The 22931-nt window shown below is 55.2% G+C and carries 25 protein-coding genes; 15 read left to right on the forward strand and 10 right to left on the reverse strand.

The window, feature by feature from the left end; all coding sequences use genetic code 11:
- Positions 1-225 precede the first annotated feature (225 nt).
- Positions 226-606, forward strand: a complete 381-nt coding sequence (locus tag ABNP46_RS07390) for a DUF2513 domain-containing protein (protein WP_167825045.1) — start codon at positions 226-228, stop codon at positions 604-606.
- Between the two features lie 313 nt (positions 607-919).
- Here the strand turns inward: ABNP46_RS07390 and ABNP46_RS07395 are convergent, their stop codons facing one another.
- The 3 genes from ABNP46_RS07395 to ABNP46_RS07405 all read right to left on the reverse strand — a co-directional run bounded on the left by ABNP46_RS07395 (position 920) and on the right by ABNP46_RS07405 (position 2831).
- Positions 920-1486 (reverse strand): hypothetical protein, encoded by a 567-nt coding sequence (locus ABNP46_RS07395; protein ID WP_167825046.1) that lies wholly within the window; start codon positions 1484-1486, stop codon positions 920-922.
- A 186-nt stretch (positions 1487-1672) separates the two neighbouring features.
- On the reverse strand, positions 1673-1954 hold the full coding sequence (locus tag ABNP46_RS07400; RefSeq protein WP_167825047.1) for a hypothetical protein: 282 nt from the start codon (positions 1952-1954) through the stop codon (positions 1673-1675).
- Between the two features lie 295 nt (positions 1955-2249).
- Complete coding sequence (locus tag ABNP46_RS07405) at positions 2250-2831, reverse strand: helix-turn-helix domain-containing protein (protein ID WP_205760232.1); 582 nt, start codon at positions 2829-2831, stop codon at positions 2250-2252.
- Positions 2832-2877: 46 nt separating this feature from the next.
- On the opposite strand from ABNP46_RS07405, the gene thiI reads away from it, so the two are divergent.
- Complete coding sequence (gene thiI / locus ABNP46_RS07410) at positions 2878-4326, forward strand: tRNA uracil 4-sulfurtransferase ThiI (RefSeq protein ID WP_349921757.1); 1449 nt, start codon at positions 2878-2880, stop codon at positions 4324-4326.
- Between the two features lie 67 nt (positions 4327-4393).
- Here the strand turns inward: thiI and ABNP46_RS07415 are convergent, their stop codons facing one another.
- Positions 4394-4801 (reverse strand): hypothetical protein, encoded by a 408-nt coding sequence (locus tag ABNP46_RS07415; RefSeq protein WP_349921759.1) that lies wholly within the window; start codon positions 4799-4801, stop codon positions 4394-4396.
- A 99-nt stretch (positions 4802-4900) separates the two neighbouring features.
- Positions 4901-5533, reverse strand: coding sequence for a trimeric intracellular cation channel family protein (locus ABNP46_RS07420; RefSeq protein ID WP_349921761.1), 633 nt, complete (start codon positions 5531-5533; stop codon positions 4901-4903).
- A gap of 390 nt (positions 5534-5923) precedes the next feature.
- On the opposite strand from ABNP46_RS07420, the gene flaA reads away from it, so the two are divergent.
- The 7 genes from flaA to ABNP46_RS07455 all read left to right on the forward strand — a co-directional run bounded on the left by flaA (position 5924) and on the right by ABNP46_RS07455 (position 13088).
- A complete protein-coding gene (flaA, locus tag ABNP46_RS07425) occupies positions 5924-6835 on the forward strand; it encodes a flagellin A (protein WP_349921762.1) in 912 nt (303 codons plus the stop codon).
- 620 nt (positions 6836-7455) lie between these two features.
- Entirely contained in the window at positions 7456-8361 is a 906-nt protein-coding gene (gene flaB / locus ABNP46_RS07430; protein ID WP_349921763.1) for a flagellin B, read from the forward strand.
- Between the two features lie 41 nt (positions 8362-8402).
- Positions 8403-8825 (forward strand): flagellar protein FlaG, encoded by a 423-nt coding sequence (locus ABNP46_RS07435; RefSeq protein ID WP_349921764.1) that lies wholly within the window; start codon positions 8403-8405, stop codon positions 8823-8825.
- A gap of 30 nt (positions 8826-8855) precedes the next feature.
- Positions 8856-10247 (forward strand): flagellar filament capping protein FliD, encoded by a 1392-nt coding sequence (gene fliD / locus ABNP46_RS07440; protein WP_349921765.1) that lies wholly within the window; start codon positions 8856-8858, stop codon positions 10245-10247.
- A gap of 37 nt (positions 10248-10284) precedes the next feature.
- On the forward strand, positions 10285-10707 hold the full coding sequence (fliS, locus tag ABNP46_RS07445; RefSeq protein ID WP_349921766.1) for a flagellar export chaperone FliS: 423 nt from the start codon (positions 10285-10287) through the stop codon (positions 10705-10707).
- Positions 10708-10757: 50 nt separating this feature from the next.
- Positions 10758-11000: a hypothetical protein gene (locus ABNP46_RS07450; protein WP_349921767.1), complete on the forward strand. Its 243-nt coding sequence runs from the start codon at positions 10758-10760 to the stop codon at positions 10998-11000.
- Positions 11001-11006: 6 nt separating this feature from the next.
- Positions 11007-13088, forward strand: a complete 2082-nt coding sequence (locus tag ABNP46_RS07455) for a motility associated factor glycosyltransferase family protein (protein WP_349921768.1) — start codon at positions 11007-11009, stop codon at positions 13086-13088.
- A gap of 20 nt (positions 13089-13108) precedes the next feature.
- On the opposite strand, the gene ABNP46_RS07460 is transcribed toward ABNP46_RS07455, so the two are convergent.
- The 5 genes from ABNP46_RS07460 to pseF are packed head-to-tail and all read right to left on the reverse strand — an operon-like array spanning position 13109 to position 17642.
- Complete coding sequence (locus tag ABNP46_RS07460) at positions 13109-13369, reverse strand: hypothetical protein (RefSeq protein ID WP_349921769.1); 261 nt, start codon at positions 13367-13369, stop codon at positions 13109-13111.
- Positions 13366-14655: a motility associated factor glycosyltransferase family protein gene (locus tag ABNP46_RS07465; protein WP_349921770.1), complete on the reverse strand. Its 1290-nt coding sequence runs from the start codon at positions 14653-14655 to the stop codon at positions 13366-13368. The genes ABNP46_RS07460 and ABNP46_RS07465 overlap by 4 nt, the downstream gene beginning before the upstream one ends.
- On the reverse strand, positions 14648-15694 hold the full coding sequence (gene pseI / locus ABNP46_RS07470) for a pseudaminic acid synthase (protein WP_349921771.1): 1047 nt from the start codon (positions 15692-15694) through the stop codon (positions 14648-14650). The genes ABNP46_RS07465 and pseI overlap by 8 nt, the downstream gene beginning before the upstream one ends.
- A 6-nt stretch (positions 15695-15700) precedes the next feature.
- Entirely contained in the window at positions 15701-16957 is a 1257-nt protein-coding gene (gene pseG / locus ABNP46_RS07475; RefSeq protein ID WP_349921772.1) for a UDP-2,4-diacetamido-2,4,6-trideoxy-beta-L-altropyranose hydrolase, read from the reverse strand.
- Positions 16947-17642, reverse strand: a complete 696-nt coding sequence (gene pseF, locus ABNP46_RS07480) for a pseudaminic acid cytidylyltransferase (protein WP_349921773.1) — start codon at positions 17640-17642, stop codon at positions 16947-16949. Before pseF ends, pseG begins: the two co-directional genes overlap by 11 nt.
- A gap of 157 nt (positions 17643-17799) precedes the next feature.
- Here pseF and ABNP46_RS07485 point away from each other — a divergent pair, with 157 nt between their 5' ends.
- The 6 genes from ABNP46_RS07485 to ABNP46_RS07510 are packed head-to-tail and all read left to right on the forward strand — an operon-like array spanning position 17800 to position 22906.
- Positions 17800-18336: a GNAT family N-acetyltransferase gene (locus tag ABNP46_RS07485; protein WP_349921774.1), complete on the forward strand. Its 537-nt coding sequence runs from the start codon at positions 17800-17802 to the stop codon at positions 18334-18336.
- On the forward strand, positions 18333-18566 hold the full coding sequence (locus ABNP46_RS07490; RefSeq protein ID WP_349921775.1) for an acyl carrier protein: 234 nt from the start codon (positions 18333-18335) through the stop codon (positions 18564-18566). The genes ABNP46_RS07485 and ABNP46_RS07490 overlap by 4 nt, the downstream gene beginning before the upstream one ends.
- On the forward strand, positions 18566-19315 hold the full coding sequence (locus ABNP46_RS07495; protein ID WP_349921776.1) for an SDR family NAD(P)-dependent oxidoreductase: 750 nt from the start codon (positions 18566-18568) through the stop codon (positions 19313-19315). The genes ABNP46_RS07490 and ABNP46_RS07495 overlap by 1 nt, the downstream gene beginning before the upstream one ends.
- Positions 19312-20670, forward strand: a complete 1359-nt coding sequence (locus ABNP46_RS07500; protein WP_349921777.1) for an AMP-binding protein — start codon at positions 19312-19314, stop codon at positions 20668-20670. The genes ABNP46_RS07495 and ABNP46_RS07500 overlap by 4 nt, the downstream gene beginning before the upstream one ends.
- The gene (locus tag ABNP46_RS07505; RefSeq protein WP_349921778.1) at positions 20667-21722 is read left to right on the forward strand and encodes an acyl-protein synthetase; all 1056 of its coding nucleotides are present in this window, start codon (positions 20667-20669) and stop codon (positions 21720-21722) included. The genes ABNP46_RS07500 and ABNP46_RS07505 overlap by 4 nt, the downstream gene beginning before the upstream one ends.
- A complete protein-coding gene (locus ABNP46_RS07510; RefSeq protein ID WP_434476193.1) occupies positions 21719-22906 on the forward strand; it encodes an acyl-CoA reductase in 1188 nt (395 codons plus the stop codon). Before ABNP46_RS07505 ends, ABNP46_RS07510 begins: the two co-directional genes overlap by 4 nt.
- Positions 22907-22931 lie beyond the last annotated feature (25 nt).

Raw genomic sequence — 22931 nt, forward strand, 5'->3', positions numbered from 1 at the left:
CATTATGCCTAGTGTCGAATCTTCAGCGTTGCCAGCTTTGGTCTTGGAGAGAACTGCTTGCTGTTAGCGCACTTGGTTAACTGTGCCTCATGCTCCCCCTCTGAGTCCATGCCGTATTGAAGGTCTTTTGACATTGGACACAGCAATAATGATGAATTTACCAAGATGGGCTCATTAGGTAACATCTTGGTTATTTGGGAAATTTATCTGGGGAAGGGGGTTAGGATGAAACGTGATTGGGATGTTGTCAGAAATTTACTAACACTACTTGAAGAGTTGCCAAACAGAGACCATTACCTATCTCTCGGGAATTTCCAATTTTCTGATAAAGATGCTGCTTATACAACTTCCTACCACATGGAGTTATTGATTGAGGCAGGGCTTGTTGAAGGAAAAATGCGCCCAGTTCTTGGCGGGGGTCCCATAAACTTCACAGCCTCTCGTCTAACATGGGCAGGCCATGAATTCCTAGACGCAATCCGTAGCGATACCGTGTGGAACAAGACTAAGGAAACCTTTGTCAGCAAAGGTCTCGAAATGACCTATGAGACAATTAAAGCTGTTGCTTCTGCTGTAGGTGCTTCCATGCTTGGGTTGTCGTCATAGCACATAACTCTAACCGTGCACCTCCTTGAAATCATAGCTATGGTACACGCAGCCCTGAAAATTTCATGTTGGAGCTCGTTCTAAACCATGAGGATAATTTTCTTCAAACCTTGGGCCACTCTTCAAACCCTGCACACAGAAGGGGATGAGTGGTTGGCGAATGGATCCTGCTGGGGCTTGGGAGCGCTCTAATACTGAAAAGGCCGTTCAGATTTTTTTCCAGAATTTATCAAGGCGTGCGCCACATGGTTCTCCGGTGCAGTAATGCTTCAGCACAAACACTATCGCTGTAACCACAGATGCTTGTTCGTATTCAGAAAGGAAGAACAGACTTCGATACGCATTTGCATTCTGGTTCATAGCCCGGCCAAGTGTTTGTTCCGTTCAGATTGAGCCCATCAGCAATTTTATACTTCTGTCCGTCAGCAAGACGATGAGCTTCATCTCTGCACTTAGACTCTTCGTCAGTCGAGTTTTTAGCCTTACATGGCGCACCTGAATACTGCCAAATGGCTTCCGTAATCCCAAGCTTGATTCGCTTGTCGCGAGTCATAAGTGCATTAGATCTATTTGCCAACCACGAACTAAGCCATGCCGCCCGCTGCTTTTGTATCCCCAAACTAATCAAAGCCTCTGTCATTTCACAAAGGTCGCGAGTCGCTGCTGTCCGTAATGCAACCTCATAAGCGAACTTTGCTGATTCCTCAGGGATGTCCACAGTCTGGGAGATGGCTTGCCATAAGTCAGCCTTGACTGCTTCTGTAACCTGAGAGGGATCAACCTTTACTACCGGAATGCTAGTCTTCGTCGTCTGTGCTGGCTGCTCTGTCGTGGTTGCCAAATCTGATTTTCCTTTAAAAAACCGTCCAAACAATGACATGGTCTAATCCTTCATTTAGTTACTGGGGGGATTGTGAGCAGGTGACTTGTTTTGCCTCGGAGACAAATCTTTGATCATGTCTTGCGGTGCAACAATAGTGGATGATCAGATGACAGAAAGTGGTCGCTGAAAGGCCATAGTTTGGAAAAATTCAATAAGACAACCTTGCTCGAGTTTGAAACATCTTTAAGACCAGTATGATAACCATACAATACTGCAAAAACTTTCAGAGAGTAGCCTGCCGCTATAGCAGAAACAGGTCTCAATTTTGCGCATTAACTCCTCCTGATTTGCTGTGATGAGCTCTTTGGGGTAAATACTTTCAATAGTTACTGTGTCTCCTGTGACTATGGCCCGTAACTGACAGCCCTCTATCTCGTTTTCAATGCGGCGAAGAGCGGCATCAAGGGCTATCTCGAAGGTTTCTTGGTCTACATTGTTTTTTTTGATTACTTTGAGTTGGTACATTTTATCTACTCCACATGGACCCGTGTGCCTAAAAATAACTATGTATTGATGTCGGTTCAATTAGGGATGATTTGTTTTATAATCAGTATCTTACTAAGTGCTATTGTTCACCCTGCTAGGTCAAATCGTGGGCCACTCTTCCAGCCCTGGACACGGCCTGACCGCTTGCTCACCTTCTGGTACTCACTGCCCAGCAGGATCTCCCACACGTTCCCATTCTCTCCCAGCACAGGGAATTCCTGGCCCTCGGTTATCCCAAGTCCAGCTTCTACGCATACCAGCTTTTTCTGTACGTTCATCGTTGTGCCCTCAGCATTTCCTTGAGCTTCTGTAGGGCGTTCCTGTTGTGCTCTTGGCTGGCCTTCTTGCTGACTTCCCATTCTTCCAGTGTCTTGGTGACGCGCTTGTGGTCGAACATGGCGAACTTACCTACAGACGAAGAAACGGGAGCGTGATCCTTGTTACTTTGTTTCTGTTTATAAGAAGTCAAAGACTTAGCCGGACGTTGGGTGCTGGGGGTGCGGAAAATTGACATGATCGCAGAGCCGAGACGGTAAATTGACGCCAGATTCCAGTTGGCTATCTGGTCGTGCTTACGGTGTTCGGTCTTGATGAAACCAAGACCTTCCAGACGACGCAGCGCATTGCGGACAGTGCGAGTGGTACAGCCGACAGCTTTAGCGATAGAACGTAGGTAGAGACAGGCTGCCCAGCCCTGAGCTTTGTTCATGTGACGGGCTATGACCAATGCAACTTCTTTGGTGTAGTGGGTCCCGAAGGTGGACGCAGGCAATTTGGCAATGGTGGCAACAATCTGGTCGCTGTGAGATAATGTGTAGCTGTTCACGGGAACTCCTATTCTAACATTTGTTCCCATCGCTACTCGTAAGTCGTTGATTTACTTTAAAATTTAAAGAGCCCCCATGAAGTTCATTATCAAGCTGTTCCCGGAAATCACCATCAAGAGCAAGTCGGTTCGCCAGCGTTTCATCAAGATCCTGCAGGGCAACATCCGCAACGTCCTGCGACGCTTCGACGACGACGCCCGGGTGCGGATGGACTGGGACAAGCTGATCGTGAGCTCCCGCAATGACCAGTTCCGCGAGCAGACCATAGCGGCGCTGGCCTGCATTCCCGGCATCCAGGCCTTCCTCGAGGTGCAGGCGAGCAAGTTCACCGACCTGCACGACATCTTCGAGCAGGTGAAAGGGGTCTGGGGCGAACAGCTCAAGGAGAAGACCTTCTGCGTGCGTGCCAAGCGTCATGGCAAACACGAGTTTTCCTCCCTCGAAGTGGAGCGCTACGTCGGGGGTGGCCTCAACCAGCACTGCGAGAGCGCCGGTGTGCGCCTGAAGAACCCGGATGTGAAGATCAACCTGGAGATCGACGGCGAGGAGCTGTTCATCGTCAGCGCCATCCACCAGGGGCTGAGCGGCATGCCCATTGCCACCCAGGAAGATGTGCTGAGCCTCATCTCCGGCGGCTTTGACTCCGGGGTTGCCTCCTTCCAGTTCATCAAGCGTGGTTGCCGCGTCCACTACTGCTTCTTCAACCTCGGCGGCGCCGCCCACGAGATCGGGGTCAAGCAGGTGGCCTATCACCTGTGGAACCGCTTCGGTTCTTCCCACCGGGTGCGTTTCACCGCGGTGGACTTCGAGCCCGTGGTGGCGGAGATCCTCGAGAAGGTAGACAACGGTCAGATGGGGGTGGTGCTCAAGCGGATGATGATGCGTGCCGCCGCCAAGGTGGCCGACGAGTTCCAGATCCCCGCGCTGGTGACCGGCGAGTGCGTGGGCCAGGTCTCCAGCCAGACCCTGACCAATCTCAACGTCATCGATCGGGTGACCGACAAGGTGATCCTGCGCCCGCTCATCACCTGGGACAAGCCGGACATCATCAGCGAGGCGCGCCGCATCGGCACTTTGGAGTTCGCCGAGACCATGCCGGAGTACTGCGGCGTCATCTCCAAGAAGCCGACGGTGAAGGCGGATCTGGCCCGCATCGAGGCCGAAGAGGGCAACTTCGACTTCGCCATCCTGGACAAGGTGGTGAGCGAGGCTCGCTACCTCGACATCCGCCGCATCGGCGAAGAGACCGCGGCCCAGGTGCAGGAAGTGGAGATGACCCAGGAGCTGGCCGCCGGCGAGGTCATCCTGGACATCCGCTCCAATGACGAGCACGACGACAAACCGCTGGTGGTGGAAGGACGCGAGGTGCTGCACATCCCCTTCTTCAAGCTGGCGACCGCCTTCGGGGATCTGCCCAAAGAGCAGACCTATCTGCTCTATTGTGACCGCGGCGTGATGAGCAAGCTGCAGGCGCTCTATCTCAAGGAGCAGGGCTTTGACAATGTGAAGGTCTATCGCCCCTGAGTGAGCACGCGCTTACCATAAAAAATCCGGCCATGTGCCGGATTTTTTTATGGTCGTCTGCCGAGCCCTAGGGGGTGATGGTCGACTCGGGGCAGGGGACAGGGGTGAAGGTCTCCTGACCGAGACAACGCCAGCCCATCTGGGCCTGACGCATCTGCCAGAGATTGTCACGGCGAAACAACGTCAGGATGTAGATCATGTCGCTCTTGTGGCCATCGAGGGCGACCGAGAGGACCAGATCCTTGTCCAGCTGCTGGGCATGGATGCGACTTGGCATGTTCTCGTGGCCCACAAAGCGCCGCGCCACTTCACGGTAGTCATTGACCCAGCTCTGCTGACTGCTGCTGGCCTGGCGGATCTGCTGGTTGAACTGCTGCACCGGGGTCGATGCCAGGCGCCCGAACAGGGCCTGTGCGCCAGCATTGGCCGCCACCATCATCAGTATCAGGGTGGTCATGAACCCAAGTTTTTGCATGAGATAGTCCGGATTGAAACGACCCCTTTATGACAACAGAAAAGCGGGCTTGGTTCAATCTTGCACCGGCGGGGGTGAGATCTCCCGCGCCGGTGCGTGTCAGTTGCGCTGCAACGAGAAGGTGGGCAGTGACAGGTGCCAGTAAATGGCCGCCACCCGCAGACCGAAGACGGCCGTCATGCAGATGAGCATGGCGGTCACCCTGTCCATGTCGATTTCCAGGGCAAGGGTATAGAGGATGCCGCCGAGAATGCAGGCGGTGGCATAGATCTCTTTTTGCAGGACCATGGGCACTTCCCGGGCCAGTACATCCCGGATCATGCCACCGGCCACCCCTGTCATGGTGCCCATGAGCACGGCGATCAATCCTGATGTACCGAAGTTAAGCGCCTTCTGGGCCCCGATCACGGTGAACAGGGCCAATCCGAAGGCGTCCGCCACCGGCAGCACATACCAGGGCATGCGCCTTGGCAGCTTGACCATCCACATACCGATCAATGCCGTGGCGATGACCACCCAGATATAGAGGGGGTCGCGCACCCAGAATACCGGGGTGGCGCCCAGGATCATGTCGCGGATTGTGCCGCCGCCGATGGCGGTGACCGCCGCCAATACCATGACACCGAAACCATCCATTCGCAGGCGACCTGCGACCAGGACCCCGGAGAACGCGAATACTGCAGTACCAAACATGTCGCTGATATAAACAATCTGCTCAACTAGCGTCTGCATGGGGAACAACTCAGGTCTGATCAATGATGGGGCGGCGATTTTAGGGGCAAGGTGGGCAGACGAGCAATACTGGCGTGCAAAAGTGGGAGCCAGACCAAGTTTCCGGCGACTTGCGGCCTTGCCGGGCAAGCGCGATGGCTGCCTCCAACCCAGGGGTTGGTGGCGGGAGACATCGTCTTTGAGCGTTGCATGAGGAAAAAATGCCAACATTTTTCTCAAGACTCGGAAAGAGGGGCCGATATATAGGTCAGGCGGCGATAACAGCTCCAAAGGCTGTAAAAAAACACTAAAGCATCATCAAAACGCGCCGTTAACCTAAACATATCAGGCACAGAAAAAATAAAGCCTGAGTGAATTAAAGATAAAATTTAATAGCTTAGGAGAAAAGTTATGAGCCTGTATATCAATACCAACGTGTCATCGCTCAACGCTCAGCGTAACATGATGAACAGCACCAAATCTCTGGATACCTCCTACACCCGTTTGGCCTCCGGCCTGCGCATTAATACTGCCAAGGACGATGCGGCGGGTCTGCAGATTTCCAACCGCCTGACCTCCCAGATCAACGGTCTGGATCAGGGCAACCGCAACGCCAACGACGGCATCTCCGTAGCCCAGACCGCTGAAGGGGCCATGGACGAAGTCACTTCCATGCTGCAACGGATGCGTACGTTGGCCCAGCAGTCAGCAAACGGCTCCAACAACTCTGACGACCGTACTGCGCTCCAACAGGAGTACAGCCAACTGATGACAGAGATTGATCGCGTCGCCAAAGACACCACCTTCGGTGGGCAGAATCTGCTTAACGGCGGTTATGTGGGCTCCTTCCAGGTGGGGGCCGATGCAGGTCAAACCATTACCTTCAGAATGACCACCGCCTTTACCATGGATGGTATTGCGTCGGCAACCAAAGGCAGCGCCACCGTGGCGACCGGGACCGGGAAAGAGCCGTATGCAGTGAGCAAGGCGGCAGGGACTGCCGTCACGGCCGCAGATGTGAAGACCATCTCGCAAGCAAGCAGTGCCCAACTGGCGATGGCCAACCTGGACTTCATGATCCAGGCGGTGGATAGCAAGCGTGCCGAGCTGGGTGCCGTGCAAAACCGCTTTGATTCCACCATTCGCAACCAGTCCAACATTTCGGAAAACGTGACCGCCGCGCGCTCCCGGATCCGTGATGCAGACTTTGCGGTCGAAACCGCCAACATGACCAAGCAGAATATTCTGCAACAGGCGGCTTCCAGCATACTGTCACAAGCCAACCAGCGTCCGCAGTCAGCACTCTCTCTGCTGCAAGGCTAAACCACAGGATTTTAGAAAAAAGAAAAGGGCGGTTGTTCAGGCCGCCCTGGTAAGAAAGATGGAACAATGGGGTGTTCGGATTTACGCCTTGTTCTATCGAAAGAGAGATTTTCTTACTTGGTATACCCCTCGAGTGTTGCGCAGATCGTTCACTCTGTCATCCTCGAGGTTATTCTCCTGAGCGTAAGCTCTTCTTTGGCCGACTTGATGTCGGCCTTTTTTATGGGCGCCGGAAAACCGGCGACATATAGATTCAAGCATTTCTTATGCCAATCTTTCATCTAGTACTGCCCTTCTGTGTCAGGAACGTTGTTCTCCTATGATGCCTACTTGGTTGCTTGATGATGCATTGCGAGTGCTGGCGGTTGATGCTTGCCTCTTTGTTGACGAATGCGGCAATAAATTTCCTAAAGCTTCCGATGAGGCTGCCGTTACAGAGTGTGAAGCAAATTGAGGGGTGTTCGGAAAACCAACATTTGCGCAACTGCGGGTCCTGTGTCCGTTCAAACAGAGGACCCGCCAGATGGCACAGTCCGTTCAAACTGTCCATCTGAACGGTGGGATCCTGACTGTATCGACAGCAGAGCCCGCAGTTTCTTGTTCATCAGGAGAGATCTTTTATGGCTATGTATATCAATACCAACACATCATCATTGAACGCCCAGCGTAACTTGATGAACACCAATAAATCGTTGGATACCTCTTACACCCGTCTGGCGTCCGGTCTGCGCATCAACACGGCAAAAGACGATGCGGCGGGTCTGCAGATCTCCAACCGCTTGACCTCCCAGGTCAACGGTCTGGACCAGGGCAACCGTAACGCCAACGACGGTATCTCCGTCGCCCAGACCGCTGAAGGTGCCATGGATGAAGTGACTTCCATGCTGCAACGTATGCGTACCCTGGCCCAGCAATCTGCCAACGGCTCTAACAACTCCGATGACCGTACCGCACTGCAGCAGGAATACGACCAACTGACCACGGAGATCGATCGTATCTCCAGCGATACCACTTTCGGTGGCCAGAAGCTGCTCGATGGTAGCTACAAAGGGTCCTTCCAGGTGGGTGCCGATGCCGGTCAGACCATCACCTTCAAGATGACCTCCGCTTTCACCATCAGCGGTATTGCCTCTGCTACCAAGGGCAGTGCCACCGTCGCGACAGGGACAGGGAAAGAGCCCTACAGTGTGACCAATGGAAGCGGTCCTGTAGATGTTGCGAATATGAATTCCATTACCACGGCCAGTGCTGCGCAATCTGCCATGGCCAATCTGGACTTCATGATCCAGGCCGTGGATAGCAAGCGTGCCGAGCTGGGTGCGGTCCAGAACCGTTTTGACTCGACTATCCGCAACCAGTCCAACGTCTCAGAAAACCTGAGCGCAGCCCGTTCACGTATTCGCGATGCGGACTTTGCGACTGAAACGGCCAACATGACCAAGCAAAATATCCTGCAACAGGCGGCTTCCAGCATCCTGGCTCAGGCCAACCAGCGTCCACAATCAGCCCTGTCTCTGCTCGGCTAAAGCCACCAGCCTGACAGGCTAATTGAAATGGGAGAGAAAAGATGACAACAGAACTGGGCAACTTGTCATCTGCCAGTGGCTCTTCCGTACAGCTAAGTGACAAGAGCGGCCAAGTGGCCGCTCAATTGCTTTCTGGCGGAGTGGAAGATGCCGGCATTGCGCATCAAGGCAAGCAGGGGTCAAAGGAGTTGACACCTTCGATGAAGCAGAGCCAGGCAGATATCGAGAAACAGGTACAGAACTTGCAGGAGTTCAGCCAGTTACAAGGATGGACGGTCAACTTCAGCGTGGAGAAAGAGCTTGGTCAGGTGGTGATCAAGGTCATGGATGCTGAGACGAAGTCAATGATCCGTCAGATCCCCAGTGAAGAGTTGATTGCCATCAACAAGCGGATCCAAGCTTTACGCCAAGGAGAGGCCGGAGCCAATCCCAGGAGAGGTTTGCTGTTTGATAGCGAGATATGAACCGGTCATCGTGAATGAGGAGGCAAGACAATGGCAACGATAACGTCGGCAGGGGCCGGGTCTAATATCGATCTGGAGAGTGTGATCAGCGCGAGTCTGAATGCGAGGAAAGCTCAGCTTCAGCAACCAATCACCACCAAGAAAACCAATGCTCAGATCACTCTGTCTGGTGTGGGTCAGCTGAAATCGGCCATTGCTGCCTATGTCACCACACTCAAAGACATGGCCAAGACGGATGCGTTCAACAAGCGTGCCGTCAACATCACCCAGGACAAGGACAACCCGATCCTCAAGGTGGAGAGCAAGGCTGGTTCCTCCAATGGTCAGTACAATATCACCGTCAATAAACTGGCAACGACCAGTAAGTTTGAAGGGACCTTTGACAGCTCCACTGACCCCTTGATCACCGAAGATGGCACCATGACCTTCAAGGCTGGGGACAAGACCTTCTCCGTGGATGTCAAAGCCGGTGACTCGTTGCAGAGCGTGCGCAAGAAGATCAACAACCATGGTGATAACTTCGGTCTGACCGCCAACATCATCAATACCTCGGATGGCAAGGCCAAGCTGGTGATGGATTCTGGTGTGAGCGGTACCGGCAAGGATCTTCAGATCAGTGGCAACACGACCGGCCTGAGCAACTTCGCCTCCTCTTTGACCCAAACCCAGGACGCGGGCAGCGCCGAGATCAATGTCGATGGCAGCACGCTGACCAGTGATACCAACACCTTCGATGGCACCATCATGGGTTTGAAGGTCACAGTGCTGCGTGAGTCAGATAAAGAGACGGATGGTTCCAAAAAATCCAACAAGGTAGATGTATCGACCGATAAAGATGGCATCAAAGCCATGGTCAAGAGCTTTATCGATGGCTATAACAGCTTGGTGAGCAAGACAGAAGCCTTGGGCAAGCGTAATACCATGGTGGCTGGTCAGAGCAAAGACGATGGGGGCGCTCTCGCTGGTGACTCGGTCACTCGCAGTGTGACCAACCTGATGAGCAATACCATCATCTCTCCTTCTGATAATTCGAGCACCTTCTCCACTATTTTCCAGCTTGGTGTGAAGATGGACAACAAGGGGGTCCTCTCCCTGGATAGTGAGAAGTTCGATGAGGCGTTGGACAAAAACTTTGAGCAGGTCGTCGCCATCTTTGGTGGTGAAAATGGTGTGGCGGGAAAAATGGCTACAGCTCTGGAGGGCTATTCCAAGACCGGCGGTTTACTGGCCCAGCGAGAAGACTCTCTTAATGCAGATCTACGTACGCTAGCCCAAAAAGAAGCGGATGCCTCTGCTCAACTGGTGAAGTATGAAGCCAACCTGCGTGCTCGCTATGGTGGGCTGGACACCCTGCTTGCCAAGATGAATCAGTCGGCCTCTTATCTGAGCCTCATTAATACATCCGGCTCTTCATCTTCCTGATTTATCTCCATCACGATCCCGAATGAGGGGAGTTGTCATGTATCGCAAGAATATCAAAGCCTATACCACTCAAAGTCTGCAAGCCGAGATGGCGGTCGCGGATCCTCATCGTGTCATCCAGTTGATGATGCAAGGTTGTGTCGAGCGTATCGCCCAGTCGAAAGGGGCGATAGAGCGCAAGGATTTTGAAGGGAAATCGGTTGCCATCTCCAAATGCATGGCACTTATCAATGGCCTGCAAGATGCCTTGGATCTCTCCTATGGCAAGGTGCCGGAAGATCTGTTTGCACTCTATGACTACATGAAACAGCGTCTGCAGGATGCCAGCCGCAGCATGGATACGACGCCACTGGACGAAGTCGGTCAGCTGATGTTGACCATCAAGAGTGGCTGGGATGCAATCCCAGCGGAAGAACGTGCGCAGGCACTTGCCCGTCAACAATCAGAGAAGGTCGAGTGATGCCTACCGAGCTGGCAGAACTTCATACCTTGGGGGAGAGGATCCGGACCATGCTGACAGTCAGCCCCCCCAGCGATGTCGAGGCCTTGATGGATACTTATCTCTCAGGGCTGGATGAACATTTCAGCGATGCGAAACCTCATGCTTTGCAGCATGAAGGACGGCAAGTGCTGCTGCAGTTTAAAGACTTGCTGGCTCTGGTCGAAAGAGAAAGAAGCCAAATAGAAACCGAGCTGTTGAGTCTGTCAAAGGCAGGACGAGCGACCGAGTTGTACAAGAAACACGCAGGATAACGACTGATGGATATCACACAGAAGATTGGCGAAATAGAAGCAGAGCTTTCTCGGTTGAGCCAGCAGCATGAACAAGAAGCGGCGATGGTCCAGATGTTGCCACTGCGCTTTCAAAACAACATGGAAGCCTTCAAGAAATACATGCCAGATATTCATGATTTTTTCGTGGATTATCAGCCGGTGCGTCCATTTCGCTTCTTCTGCAATGAAAATGGCATTCCCAATCTTCTGTGGCTGGATACTGAAATAGCACTCTATGGTGAAGACCCCTTCGCCGATGCACAACACCAAATCACTGAAGTGCTCGAACAGAGTACGTTACAGTGTATTGACTTCGCCCCGCAATGGTATTTTGACGATCAAATTCATATCAAGTACAACAATGAAATTTCAAAGCTAAAGCAGAAATCCAGCCAGGGCAGTCCACAACTCAAAGATGCCTCGAGCACGGATATTCCTTTGTCATTGATGTATGGTGTAGGACTCGGTTATCAACTGGGTTATCTTTACGAGCGATGCAAGATAAGGAATCTGTTTGCTTTTGAGCCAGACCTTGACCTGTTCTATGCCTCGCTGTTCTGTTTTGATTGGCATGCATTGCTGACATATATGGAGCAAGAGTCTCTGACTCTGCATCTATTCATCGGTGTTGACGAGAAGTTATTAGCTGCAGACATGATGGAGGCCTTGCATCGCAAGGGCGCTTTTTGGTCAGCCGCATACTTCTCTTTCCGTCACTACCATTCCCCCAAGTTGGATGCCCTTATTCAGCAAGTCGAAAATGAATTCTACTTGCTCAGAACCGGTTGGGGATTTTTCGATGACAATGTGTACGCATTAGCCCACAGCCATACACACCTGCAAGACGGTACCCCATTCTTGAAGCGGGACCGAGACACCAGGCTGGCTGCGACATTGCCGGTCTTTGTGGTAGGCAATGGTCCTTCACTGGATCAAAGTATCGATTTTATTCGGCAACATCAGCATCAGGCCATCATTATTGCCTGTGGTACGGCGGTGAGTGCCCTCTATAAGGCTGATATCAAGCCTGATATTTATGTTGCCGTCGAACGCACCAAAAGTTCGGCCGATTTTCTGCGAATATTGAATGCAGATGACTTCATCAAAGATTGTGTCTTTCTGAGTGTCGATGTCATTCATCCTGAGTGCAAGGAATTCTTCCGTAAAACAGGGATAGCATTCAAGCCCAATGAACCCATGTATAAAATATTGTCCACGCGTTTTGGGTCAAAGTTTGAGTATGAAGCTATTCAGTACTCCAATCCTTTCGTAGGAAATACGGGAGTGAATTATGCCGCACTGTTAGGATTCAAGGAAGTATATCTATTTGGTATCGATAATGGCTATAAATCGGCGGACAAACACCATTCCAAACTAAGCCTTTATTACAATGAAAAACAAGAGGCAAAGTACCAACAGAACCTGAAAGACACCTTCCCAGCCCGAGCCAATTTTGGTGGAGAGGTTCGTATAAACCATCTGTTCGGACTGGCAATCCATAATATGGAGCAGGTGCTAGCGACTCATCCTGATGTACATTGCATCAATAGCAGTGATGGGGCTTATATCAAGGGGGCTTCTCCCCGCCGTGTCGAGGCATTGATACCGAACTGGTTTGATATTGACAAGCGGGCCGTCGTTGATGAGATCCTGACTAATTGTTTCCAGTCATTTGATGTTACCAGCATCGATTTCCAGGCTGCCATCAACGTACCGCTGTTTCATGAGATCATCGAGAAATTGCGCCATGACTGGCAGAATGTGGATCGTGAACACAATACCATTCAACTGATGATGCAACGACACCACGATTATCTGCTTTATCTCCTGATGAGCAATGAGGGGCATCTGTATCGGGTTCTGATTGGATCACTGAACTACTTCTACGCCAATATCATCAGCTTGATGCTTGCCGAGATGAATAGTGATGCGACAGCACTTGCCGAAAAACTGGATGTCGCCATTGGCATACTGGAGCAGTTCTTTGACGATGCGAAGAGCATCTACGCCGATGCACTAGAGCGGCATGATACCGCTTATTTTGTGGGGCTGAACGTATTCAAATAGAGTGCCTTAAGAGGGCCTGATCATTGATCACGGCCCTCTTGGGTTGCCGAGTCCAACAGCATCACTAGCTCACCTTCCAGCCAGTCGGCCAGTCCCAGCCAGTCGCCACGCTCCTGGCAAGCCAACATTGCCGCGACCATGCCGGCAATATTTGCATGCTGAGACACGGGAATTGTGGTCAGCACTTTCTCAATCAACACAGGCAAATGTTGCGCACTTTCCAGATGATGACCCAGTCGGAAGCGCTGGGCCAGGTTGATGCACTCTTGTCGCAGACTCATGATACAAACTCCGGATGATAATGACTCCCCAGGATCGCCGCGCCATCACGGCTGGTATTCCAGAAGCGAGTCTGCGGATGCTTGGCGATGTAGCGTTCCAGCTCAATCTGATAAGTGGTGAAATTGGGATTGGTTGCCACTCGATGACCGTGGCCATCCAGTGTCCAGCTGAACGTCTGGTGAGCGGTTGGTCCGAGTGCACCATCCTGCCAGCCGGTGTGGGTCTGCCCTCCCGGAAAAGCGAAGTCGCAACCCAGCAGGATTATGTCGCTGCAGCCCATGTTGACGGCGAGATCGACTGCAGGATGCAGGACGCTCCCACCTTGATGCAGCACCCCTTTGGGCAGTAACTCGCGCAGGCTCTGGTACATGGGGCTGATGGAATAGGCGGTGAGCCTTGGCCCGGGCCAGCTGTTCAATGTGACGTTAGGTACCATGGGGCTATAAACTAGGGGCACTGTGATGAGACCGTCACTGGCCAGATGGTTCTGGGTCAAGCTGTCGTCGATGCAGACAACCAGATGAGGAGTGATGTGATGCTGCCTTAACGGGGCCAATGCGGTATCAACACAGAGCAATTGCCAGTCTGGATGGCGGTCGAGCAATGCCGCCAAGCGGGAGAGGTGTTGCTGCAGTGTCGGACCACTGGCGATGACCAGCGCCGTCCCGTGAGGGGCTGAATCAAACAGACTGGTAACGTCACCGTCCGAACGTATCAATGGCAGGTTTTCAGTGAGTCTGGACTGGACACGTGCTGAGTCCGGCGAAAATCTCAACTTGGTATACTCGGCCGAGATTTCACTGATCAATCGGCCACGGATACGGCTGGCGGTTGTCTCCGCCAGTTCCAGCTCACTGGGGATGGCGAAGAAGGGCAATGAGATTTCAGTTTCATCACTGGCCAGACTGAGCTGGATCCTGGGATCTTGCAGCCACTCCATTTCCAGCAATGCCAGCAGCAGTGTAAACAAGGCGTGGTTCAGGATGTGGATATGCAGTCGTTCCAGATCCGGGCGGGCCAGCAAAAGAGGAGGCAAATCCCCAAGGGCAGTACCATAGAGATGTAGTTCACGCGCATCTGGCAGGCTGTTGGCCTGCAACTGCGCCTCCGCGATACGGTCATGGCGGCTGCTGAGCTGAATATGATTGACCAGGAGCGTGCTCCCCGCGCCTTCGCACAGTTCGACCTGCAGCTCCCCCAATTGGGCATTGGATAGCGTGATGGCCAGAGTGGGCCAGCGTTCTTCTATCATCGCCAGCTGATGGCGAAGCAACTCTTCATTCATCCTGTGCTATCCACTCCCAGTTCAGCGGTTGGTTGGCGTCCATACTCCGGGTGACCCGCTTGCCGAGCAGGCGATCGTAATCGGCAGGGGGGAGGCCAAGGGCCGGTCGGACCGATTTGATATGAGCCTCGGTCAGGCGCTCTCCAGCGGCTATCTCCTTGATCAGATAGAGAGAGCGGCGAAATGCGCGGTTGTCCTGCTCGCTGGGGGTGAGCTGATAATCGGCGACACCGAGTGCGGTATGGGCTGTATTGACCGAGGTCACAAGCTCGGTTAACTCTGCGGGTTCCATGGAGAAGGCGCAATCCGGCCCGCCATCGGCGCGTGCCAGGGTGAAGTGCTTCTCGATGACGGTGGCTCCAAGGGCAGTGGCAGCAATGGCAGTGGCTGCACCCAGGGTGTGATCGGAGAGACCCACTTCGACTCCGAAGCGCTGGCGCATCATGGGGATTGCATGCAGGTTGTACTCAGCCGCCGGCGCCGGGTAGCCGCTGACGCAGTGCAGCAGGGCCAGCTGGCCATTGCCGTGCTTGAGCGCCATCTCGACCGCAGCGGCGATCTCGGCTTCATTTGCCATGCCGGTGGACATGATGAGGGGTTTGCCGGTCTGCGCGGCATGACGGATGAGGGGCAGGTCAACCAATTCGAAAGAGGCGATCTTGTAGGCCGGGCACTCTAGCGATTCGAGCAGATCGACAGCGCTGAAATCGAATGGGCTGCTGAAAACCGTGAGCCCCAGCTCACGTCCCTTGGCAAACAGTGCCTGATGCCACTCCCAAGGGGTATGAGCCCACTCGTAGAGGTCATACAGACTGTGGCCATCCCACAAGCCGCCATGGATCTGGAATTCGGGGCGATCGCTTTTGAGAGTGATGGTATCGGGACGATAGGTTTGCAGTTTGACTGCACTGGCTCCCGCCTCCTTGGCCGCGGTCATGATGGCCAGGGCGCGAGTCAGGTCTCCGTTGTGATTGGCCGACAATTCGGCGATCACATAGGGGCGCTGAGTCGGGCCGATGGATTGATGGGCAATCTGCATCTGTGATTAGGTTCCTGCGCCAAGTAGCCAACCAGATGGCGCCGACAACCAGGGGGAGGGCGGCGTCACTTGCGGCGGGTTGGCAAGATAGAGTGGAAAATGAGAGAAAATGATTAGCAAGCGATGTGCCAGCTCTTGCCAATCTTCGGATCTGAGTGGGCGATGTGCCTGCCAATGCAGTTGTTGGCCGGCGAGTTCTAGATTGAGTAGTGGCATCCCTTTATGCAGAAGTTGCCACGCTTGCCCCTCTGGCAGCAGTTGATAGTTGGTCTGAGGCAGCAACCAGGCAATGAGACGATCGAGCCCCAATCCATCCACTTGTTGCTGACCACGTTGACGATAGACCTCAGCTCGCCGTTCGAGTGAAAGCAAGGCCTGCTCGAGGCGTGCCGGTTCGGCCAGCTCACTTAGCGTCATGCGTTCGGCCAGCTGGAAGCGGGCGATCACTTCATCGTTGAACTGCTGGTTGTCGACGATGGGGACCGCCAGGGTTGGCAGCCCGAGGCAGGCTCGCTCCCAAGTCATGCCACCTGCCGCACCGATGGCAAAATCGTGCCGCGCCATCAGCAGTGCCATCTGATCGCTTTGGCGCAACAAATCGATGTGAAGATCGGGCTGCTCGGCCACTTTTTGCTGCAACTGGTCCCATAGAGGATTGGCCGAGCCGGCCACCAGAGTCCACGACATGTTTTTTGCCCAAGGCAATTGGGCCAAGGTATTGAGGGTGATGAGACAAGCACCGGCCGGGTCGGCGCCGCCAAAGCAGATGAGACCACGCCGCCATTGGGCGATGTTTCGGCGAGCAAGCTGGCGATAGGCAGGGCGCAGCAGCGCATAATCCGTACCGAGCAGCAGTCGGCAATTGTCAGGGATCAGGGTCTGATAGTCGGCCTTGGTGCGCAAGGGCCCCTGATCCAGCAGCAATTGACTGTGGTGTGGCCTATCTGCCAGATCGTCGAGTACGAGCAATTGACCGCAGTGCTGGGCCAGAGAGGCTTCAAGGGACTGTGCGATGACGTAGTGATCGATGACAAGCCAGGCGGGTCGTAAATGAGGCAAGGGGCCCACATCATCCAGTGCAGCAAGAGGGTGATAGCGGTGTTGCTTGAGTAGGGATTGCAGGTGAGATGGCAATTCATGGCAAAGAAAGTGACACTCGGCCCCCGCCACTTGCAATCGATCGGCGATGGCCAGGCAGCGCATCAGATGGCCCAACCCTATCTCGGGGCCTGCGTCGAGCCGAAACGCGACCTCAAGCGTCATGCTGTTGCAACGCCCGATAGAGTAGCTCGGCCAGGTGCCAATCCTCAGGCGTATCGATATCGACCACCCTGTGCCTTGGCAAGATATGGCCTACGCCGTTGCCACCTACCGGACTGATGTTCCCCAGCCAGGCTGCACGACTTCCCCAATAGAACTGCCCCGCATCTTGATAGGCAGGCTCCAGATCCTGGGAACGCAGGGCCATCTGCTCGGGCCAGAAGGGAGTGACGCATCCTCGTTCATCCATGCGTACCGCTCGTTGAATGGGGAAGCCAAACTCCGCGACCGTGTAAACGAAGGGGGCCTGACTCGCGAGCAGATACTGATGTGCACGCTTTAGGTCATCGGCCTGGATGAGGGGGACAGTGGCATAGATGCAGCAATAGTGTTCGGCGGTCATGCCCAGGTGGTCGAGTTGCCGGATGGCATCGATCACCACGGGGGTGGTGCCGGTATGATCATCAGCGAGGTTGGCGGCACGTAAAAAAGGTACCTCGGCACCGAGTTCACGCGCAACGCCGGCTACTTCCTCATCATCGGTGGAGACCACGATATGGCTGAAGCACCCAGCTGCACGGGCCGCATTGATGGCGTAAGCAAGCATGGGTTGGCCACAGAATGCGCGGATGTTCTTGTGTGGAATACGCTTGCTGCCGCCTCGGGCCGGAATGATGGCGATGGCCATGATACAAACTCTCTCAAGATGTGGTGATTGTCGAGATTATTGCGGACAACTCATTGATTATTTTTGATATTATATCGACTTTCTAACGAATATTACTGATTTTTGCTACGGAGTTGCCCCATTGTGGTCGATAACCTAGGCAAGTCGTGAACAATAAGTGGTACCAAGCATGAGCTACGGTGTCGAATTGCGTCCGCTGGAACCCTGGGACTTGCCCATCCTGAGACGCTGGCGCAATCGGGATGAAGTGCGCTTGCAAATGGTTGACCAGGCGCTTGTTTCTCCTCACCAGCAGCGGCAGTGGTTCGTTGCCAGCCAAGAACGGCCGGATCAGCGTCATTGGGTGCTCTGGTGCAAGGGGATGCGGGCGGGCTATGTCAACCTGAAAGGGGCGCACAGAGGCAGTTTGCAGTCTCAGGCCATGGCAGATGCAGGCCTCTATCTGGGCACATCTCCTGTACGTCACCCCATGCTGGGCATTGCCGCTGCCTTGTCACAACTGGATCAGGCATTCGATGGCTTGAATATTGGCCTTATCCGAACCCTGGTGCGGGAAGGCAATGATGCTGCCTTACGTTTGAATGAGCAATTGGGCTATCGTCAATTGGGCTATGATAGTGGGTTTGTCTCGCTTGAGCTAAATCCTGTGGATTATTATGCTGCCCGCGAACGGCTGCGGAGATTTTTCAGATGACAATATCTTTGGAACAGGTTTTTGCCGATGCCCTGGGGATCGAGCTCAATACCGTCAGTGATACATTGGCCTACAACAGCATCCCTCAGTGGGATTCTGTCGCGCATATGGGCTTGATTGCTCACCTGGAGGATCACTACGGCGTCCTGCTCGATACCGATGACATCATCGACATGAGCTCGGTCGCCAAAGCTCGCGAGATCCTGGCCAAATACGAGGCCGCTCTCTAATGATGACGCTGTTGCGGGGCAAGCGGGCGCTGATCACCGGCGCCGGGCGCGGCATCGGTCTGGCCATCGCTCGCCAGTTCGCCGCACAGGGGGCCGAGCTGTGGTTGGGGGGACGTGATGAATCCGCTCTGTGCCGGGTCGCGGCAGAGCTAACCACCGAGTTTGGTGTTCCCTGTCAGCCCTTGTGTTTCGATGTGGCCGAGCCGCAGGCGGTCAAGCAAGCTTTCCAGCAACTGTTTTCCCAGACTCGCCAGCTGGATGTACTGGTCAACAACGCCGGAGTGCTTGAGGATGCCCTGCTTGGCATGGTCAGCCAGGCGCAGCTGGACAAGACGTTCAGTCACAACGCCTTCAGTGTGCTCTATTGCAGTCAGTATGCTGCTCGCCTGATGCAGCGTAGTGGCGGTGGCAGCATCATCAATATGGCTTCTTTGATGGGATGCGTAGGGGCGGCCGGACTCAGCAGCTATGCCGGCAGCAAGGCGGCGGTGATTGGCATTACCCAGTCTCTGGCCAAGGAGCTGGCCGCAAGCCAGATCCGGGTCAATGCCATCGCCCCAGGTTTTATCGATACCGACATGGCGCGTTCGTTGCCATCCGCCAAGTTTGACGAACGGGTGGCCAGCATCGCCATGGGGCGTATCGGCACTCCGGACGAGGTGGCAAAGGTGGCCCTGTTCCTGGCCTCGGATATGTCCTGCTATGTCACGGGCCAGGTGATCGGGGTCGACGGGGGAATGCTGATTTGAGTGCACCCGATTTGCTAACCCATCTGGTCGTTGGCAATAGCGCCCCCGCTTGGCGGGATCCCGATGAAGGCTGGCTCAGCTATGGCGAGCTGGCACAGCGAGTAGAGCGGCTTGCCGAGACCTACCCGAAGGGGCGCCAGCTCATCTACCTGCCGTTTGTTACCTCAACCCGTCATTTGCTGCATTATCTGCTGGCTCTGCGTGAGGGGCATGTGGTGATGCTGGTCGATCCAGCTCAAGATGAGGAGACGCAGCGTGAGCTGTGCGAGCGGTTCGGCGCGAGCCTGGTGGTCACTACGGAAGGCGACCTTTTACCTCTTGGCAACCCCCCCGCACTGTATGCCGATCTTGCCTTGTTGCTGCCCACCTCTGGCAGCACGGGATCCAGTAAATGGGTTCGACTCTCCCGAGCCAGCCTCAATGCCAACGCTGCCGCCATCGCCGAGTATCTGGCATTGGACTCTGGGGAGCGGGCGATCACCAGTTTGCCGCTCTACTACTCCTTCGGCATGTCGGTGCTCAACAGCCATCTGCTGGTGGGAGCCTCGCTGGTACAGAGTGCGGTCAGCCCGCTCGAGCGCCAGTTTTGGGAAGAGGTCAATATTCATCGGGTCACCAGCGTGGCCGGAGTCCCATTTACCTTCCAGATGCTGAACCGCTTGCGCTTTGATTGGAACCGTTATCCCAGCCTCATGACCCTGACTCAGGCCGGTGGGCGCCTCGAGCCAGCCCTGGCAAGCCAGTTCGCCCGTCAGGCCGCGACGCTGGGGCGTCGTTTTTTCGTCATGTATGGCCAGACCGAGGCTGCACCACGCATCGCCTGGCTGGGGCACGATGAAGTGCTGGTTGCCCCCGATGCCATTGGCCGTGCCGTGCCGGGAGGGCATCTCACCTTGCGCCCCGAAGCGGGACTGCCCGAAGGGGAGGGGGAGCTGGTTTATGACGGTCCCAACGTCATGCTCGGTTATGCCGAAGGCTGGGCTGAGCTGTCGCACGGACGCGAGGTGGAGTCTCTCTTTACCGGCGATCTGGCTCGTTGCGACGAGGCGGGACGGTTCTATTTGACCGGACGTCTCAATCGCTTCCTGAAGCTCTTTGGCAAGCGGGTGAGCCTGTCGGATGTTGAGTGTTGGCTGCAGGCGCAGGGCTATCTCTGCGCTGCGACCGGTCGGGATGATCGCCTGCTGGTGGCCATCGAAGGGGAGCCGATGGCCTGTGACGAACTGCAACGGGAGATTGCCGGCTGGTTAAAGGTCCCCCCTTCCAGCGTGTTGATCCGTGTGCAGCCACTGCCGCGTCGCAGCAACATGAAAGTCGACTACCCGGCCCTGTTGGCGTTGCTGGAGGCATCATGAACGCATTACTGGATGCTTCAATATTTGGCCTGGCGCAACGAGAGAAGTCGGCTCTGCTGCTGACGCGTCTCAATGAGCTGACTGCTCGCCATCAGCAGGCTTGCCCCGCATACGCCAACGTCTTGTCGGCGTTTGGTTGGGGACAAGCCATCTCTTACGCCGAGCTGCCCTATCTCGCCGCCCGCCTGTTCAAACTGGCAAGGTGGAAAAGCGTACCGGAGGATGAGGTGTTCAAGGTACTTACCTCATCGGGCACCACGGGGACTGCGTCACAGATTGTGCTGGACAGAGAGACCGCTGCCCTGCAAAGCAAGGTGCTGGTGAAAATCCTGCAGGAGTTTGTCGGTAAACAGCGCCTGCCCATGCTGCTGGTGGAACAACCCGCGCTCATCCAGAATCGAAGCGGGTTTTCGGCACGTGGCGCCGGTGCACTTGGACTCTCTTTCCTTGGGCGTGACCACACTTATGCCCTTGATGAACAGATGCGTCCCAATTGGCCTGTGATCGAAGCCTTCTGCGAGAAATATGCCGGTCAGCCCGTACTGCTGTTTGGCTTCACCTTTATGGTATGGCAGTGCTTGTTGGAGCCGCTACGCGAGCGTGGACTGCAGTTGCCACTGGAGCAGGGCATCTTGTTCCACAGCGGTGGCTGGAAAAAATTGCAGCACCTGGCGGTGGACAATCCCGCTTTCAAGGCCCGTTGCCGCGAACAGCTGGGACTGAGCCGAGCTCACAACTTTTATGGGATGGTGGAGCAGGTAGGCTCTATCTTCGTCGAGTGTGAGCAGGGGCATCTCCATGCCCCCGTCTTTGCCGATTTGCTGGTGCGTGACCCGTTGACCCATCAACCGCTGGCAATAGGCCAACCAGGCTTGCTGCAGGTGCTTTCAGCCATACCGGGCAGTTATCCCGGTCACAGCCTGCTGACCGAGGATCTCGGCGTGCTGCTGGGGGAAGATGATTGCCCCTGTGGCCGCCATGGCCGTTATTTTCAGGTATTGGGGCGCCAGGCTGGCGCCGAGGTGAGGGGATGCAGCGACACCTTCCAATGATCCCGCCCGGGAGAATAACCGGGCTCTGGCAGGCGGGGCCGGCCGTCAGCTTCGTGGCACCGACGGGGAGCTGGCAGACGTTTTGCCCGCAGCCACTCTCCTGTTTTGCTCCCGTCATCTGCGATTTCGTGGCGGCGCTGTCAGCCCGATTGCAGCAGGAGGGGCGTCGCCATCCCGACCTGGCCGCGTTCGGTTTCTGGTTGCGACCACGCCAGCTGGCCAGAGAGAGCCTGCGACTGCAGGGAAGGGGAGCGATGGGGGTCACGTTTCATCTGGTACCCTCCAACGTGCCGACGGTGGCTTTCTACTCCTGGCTGGTGGCTCTGCTGATGGGCAACCCCTGCGTGGTGCGGCTGTCGTCACGCCGCGATCCGCAGCAGGAGGCCATGCTGGCGATCCTCAACGAACTGTTCAGCCTCGGTGAATGGCAAGAGATCGCCGCCCGTACCCGCTTCATTCGCTATGACCACGACGAGGGCATCACCGCCTGGCTGTCGGCGCGCTGCCGGCTGCGCATCATCTGGGGCGGCGACGAGACCATTCGCCAGGTGCGGGCCATTCCCCTGGCACCAATGGCGCAGGAAGTGGTATTTCCAGATCGCCGCTCGATGGCGGTGCTCGACAGCCGCTGGCTGGCCGGACTGGATCCGCAAGAGTGGCAACGGACGCTGGATGCCTTGCAGCAGGACAGCACCCGTTTCAACCAGCAGGCCTGCGCCTCGCCGACCACCCTCTGCTGGCTGGGTGAACCCGACGAGGGACTGCGCCGGCGCTTGCTGGAAGCCCTGTTTGCTCCCTTTGCCGCCGATCCCGCCCTGGCGATGGAGAGGCTCATCCACAGTCAACAAAATGCCGCCGAGCAGGGGGGAATGAAGGTGACCAGCTTGCCCGGCGTCACCTTATTGACTCCGACCAGCACGCTGCGGCTCGCACACGTCGGAGGAGGTACAGTTGCCGAATTTGTGGCCGATACCCTGAATGAGCTGCTGGCACAGCCCTGGGACATGCAGACCTGCGTCTGGGTCGGCGGTGACAGGGCCGGGGTCGAAGCGGTGCTGCCGACTGCCCCCACCTGCCGGATTGACCGGGTGGTGGCGCCAGGACAGGCGCTCGCATTCGAATGGCACTGGGATGGTATCGACATGCTGCAACTGTGCAGCCGTGGCCTCAGCCGACGCGAATAATCGGGTATGGTTCACATAAATCCTG

Origin of the sequence: Aeromonas veronii (assembly GCF_040215105.1) — a bacterium.
GTDB classification, from domain to species: Bacteria; Pseudomonadota; Gammaproteobacteria; order Enterobacterales; family Aeromonadaceae; genus Aeromonas; species Aeromonas veronii_G.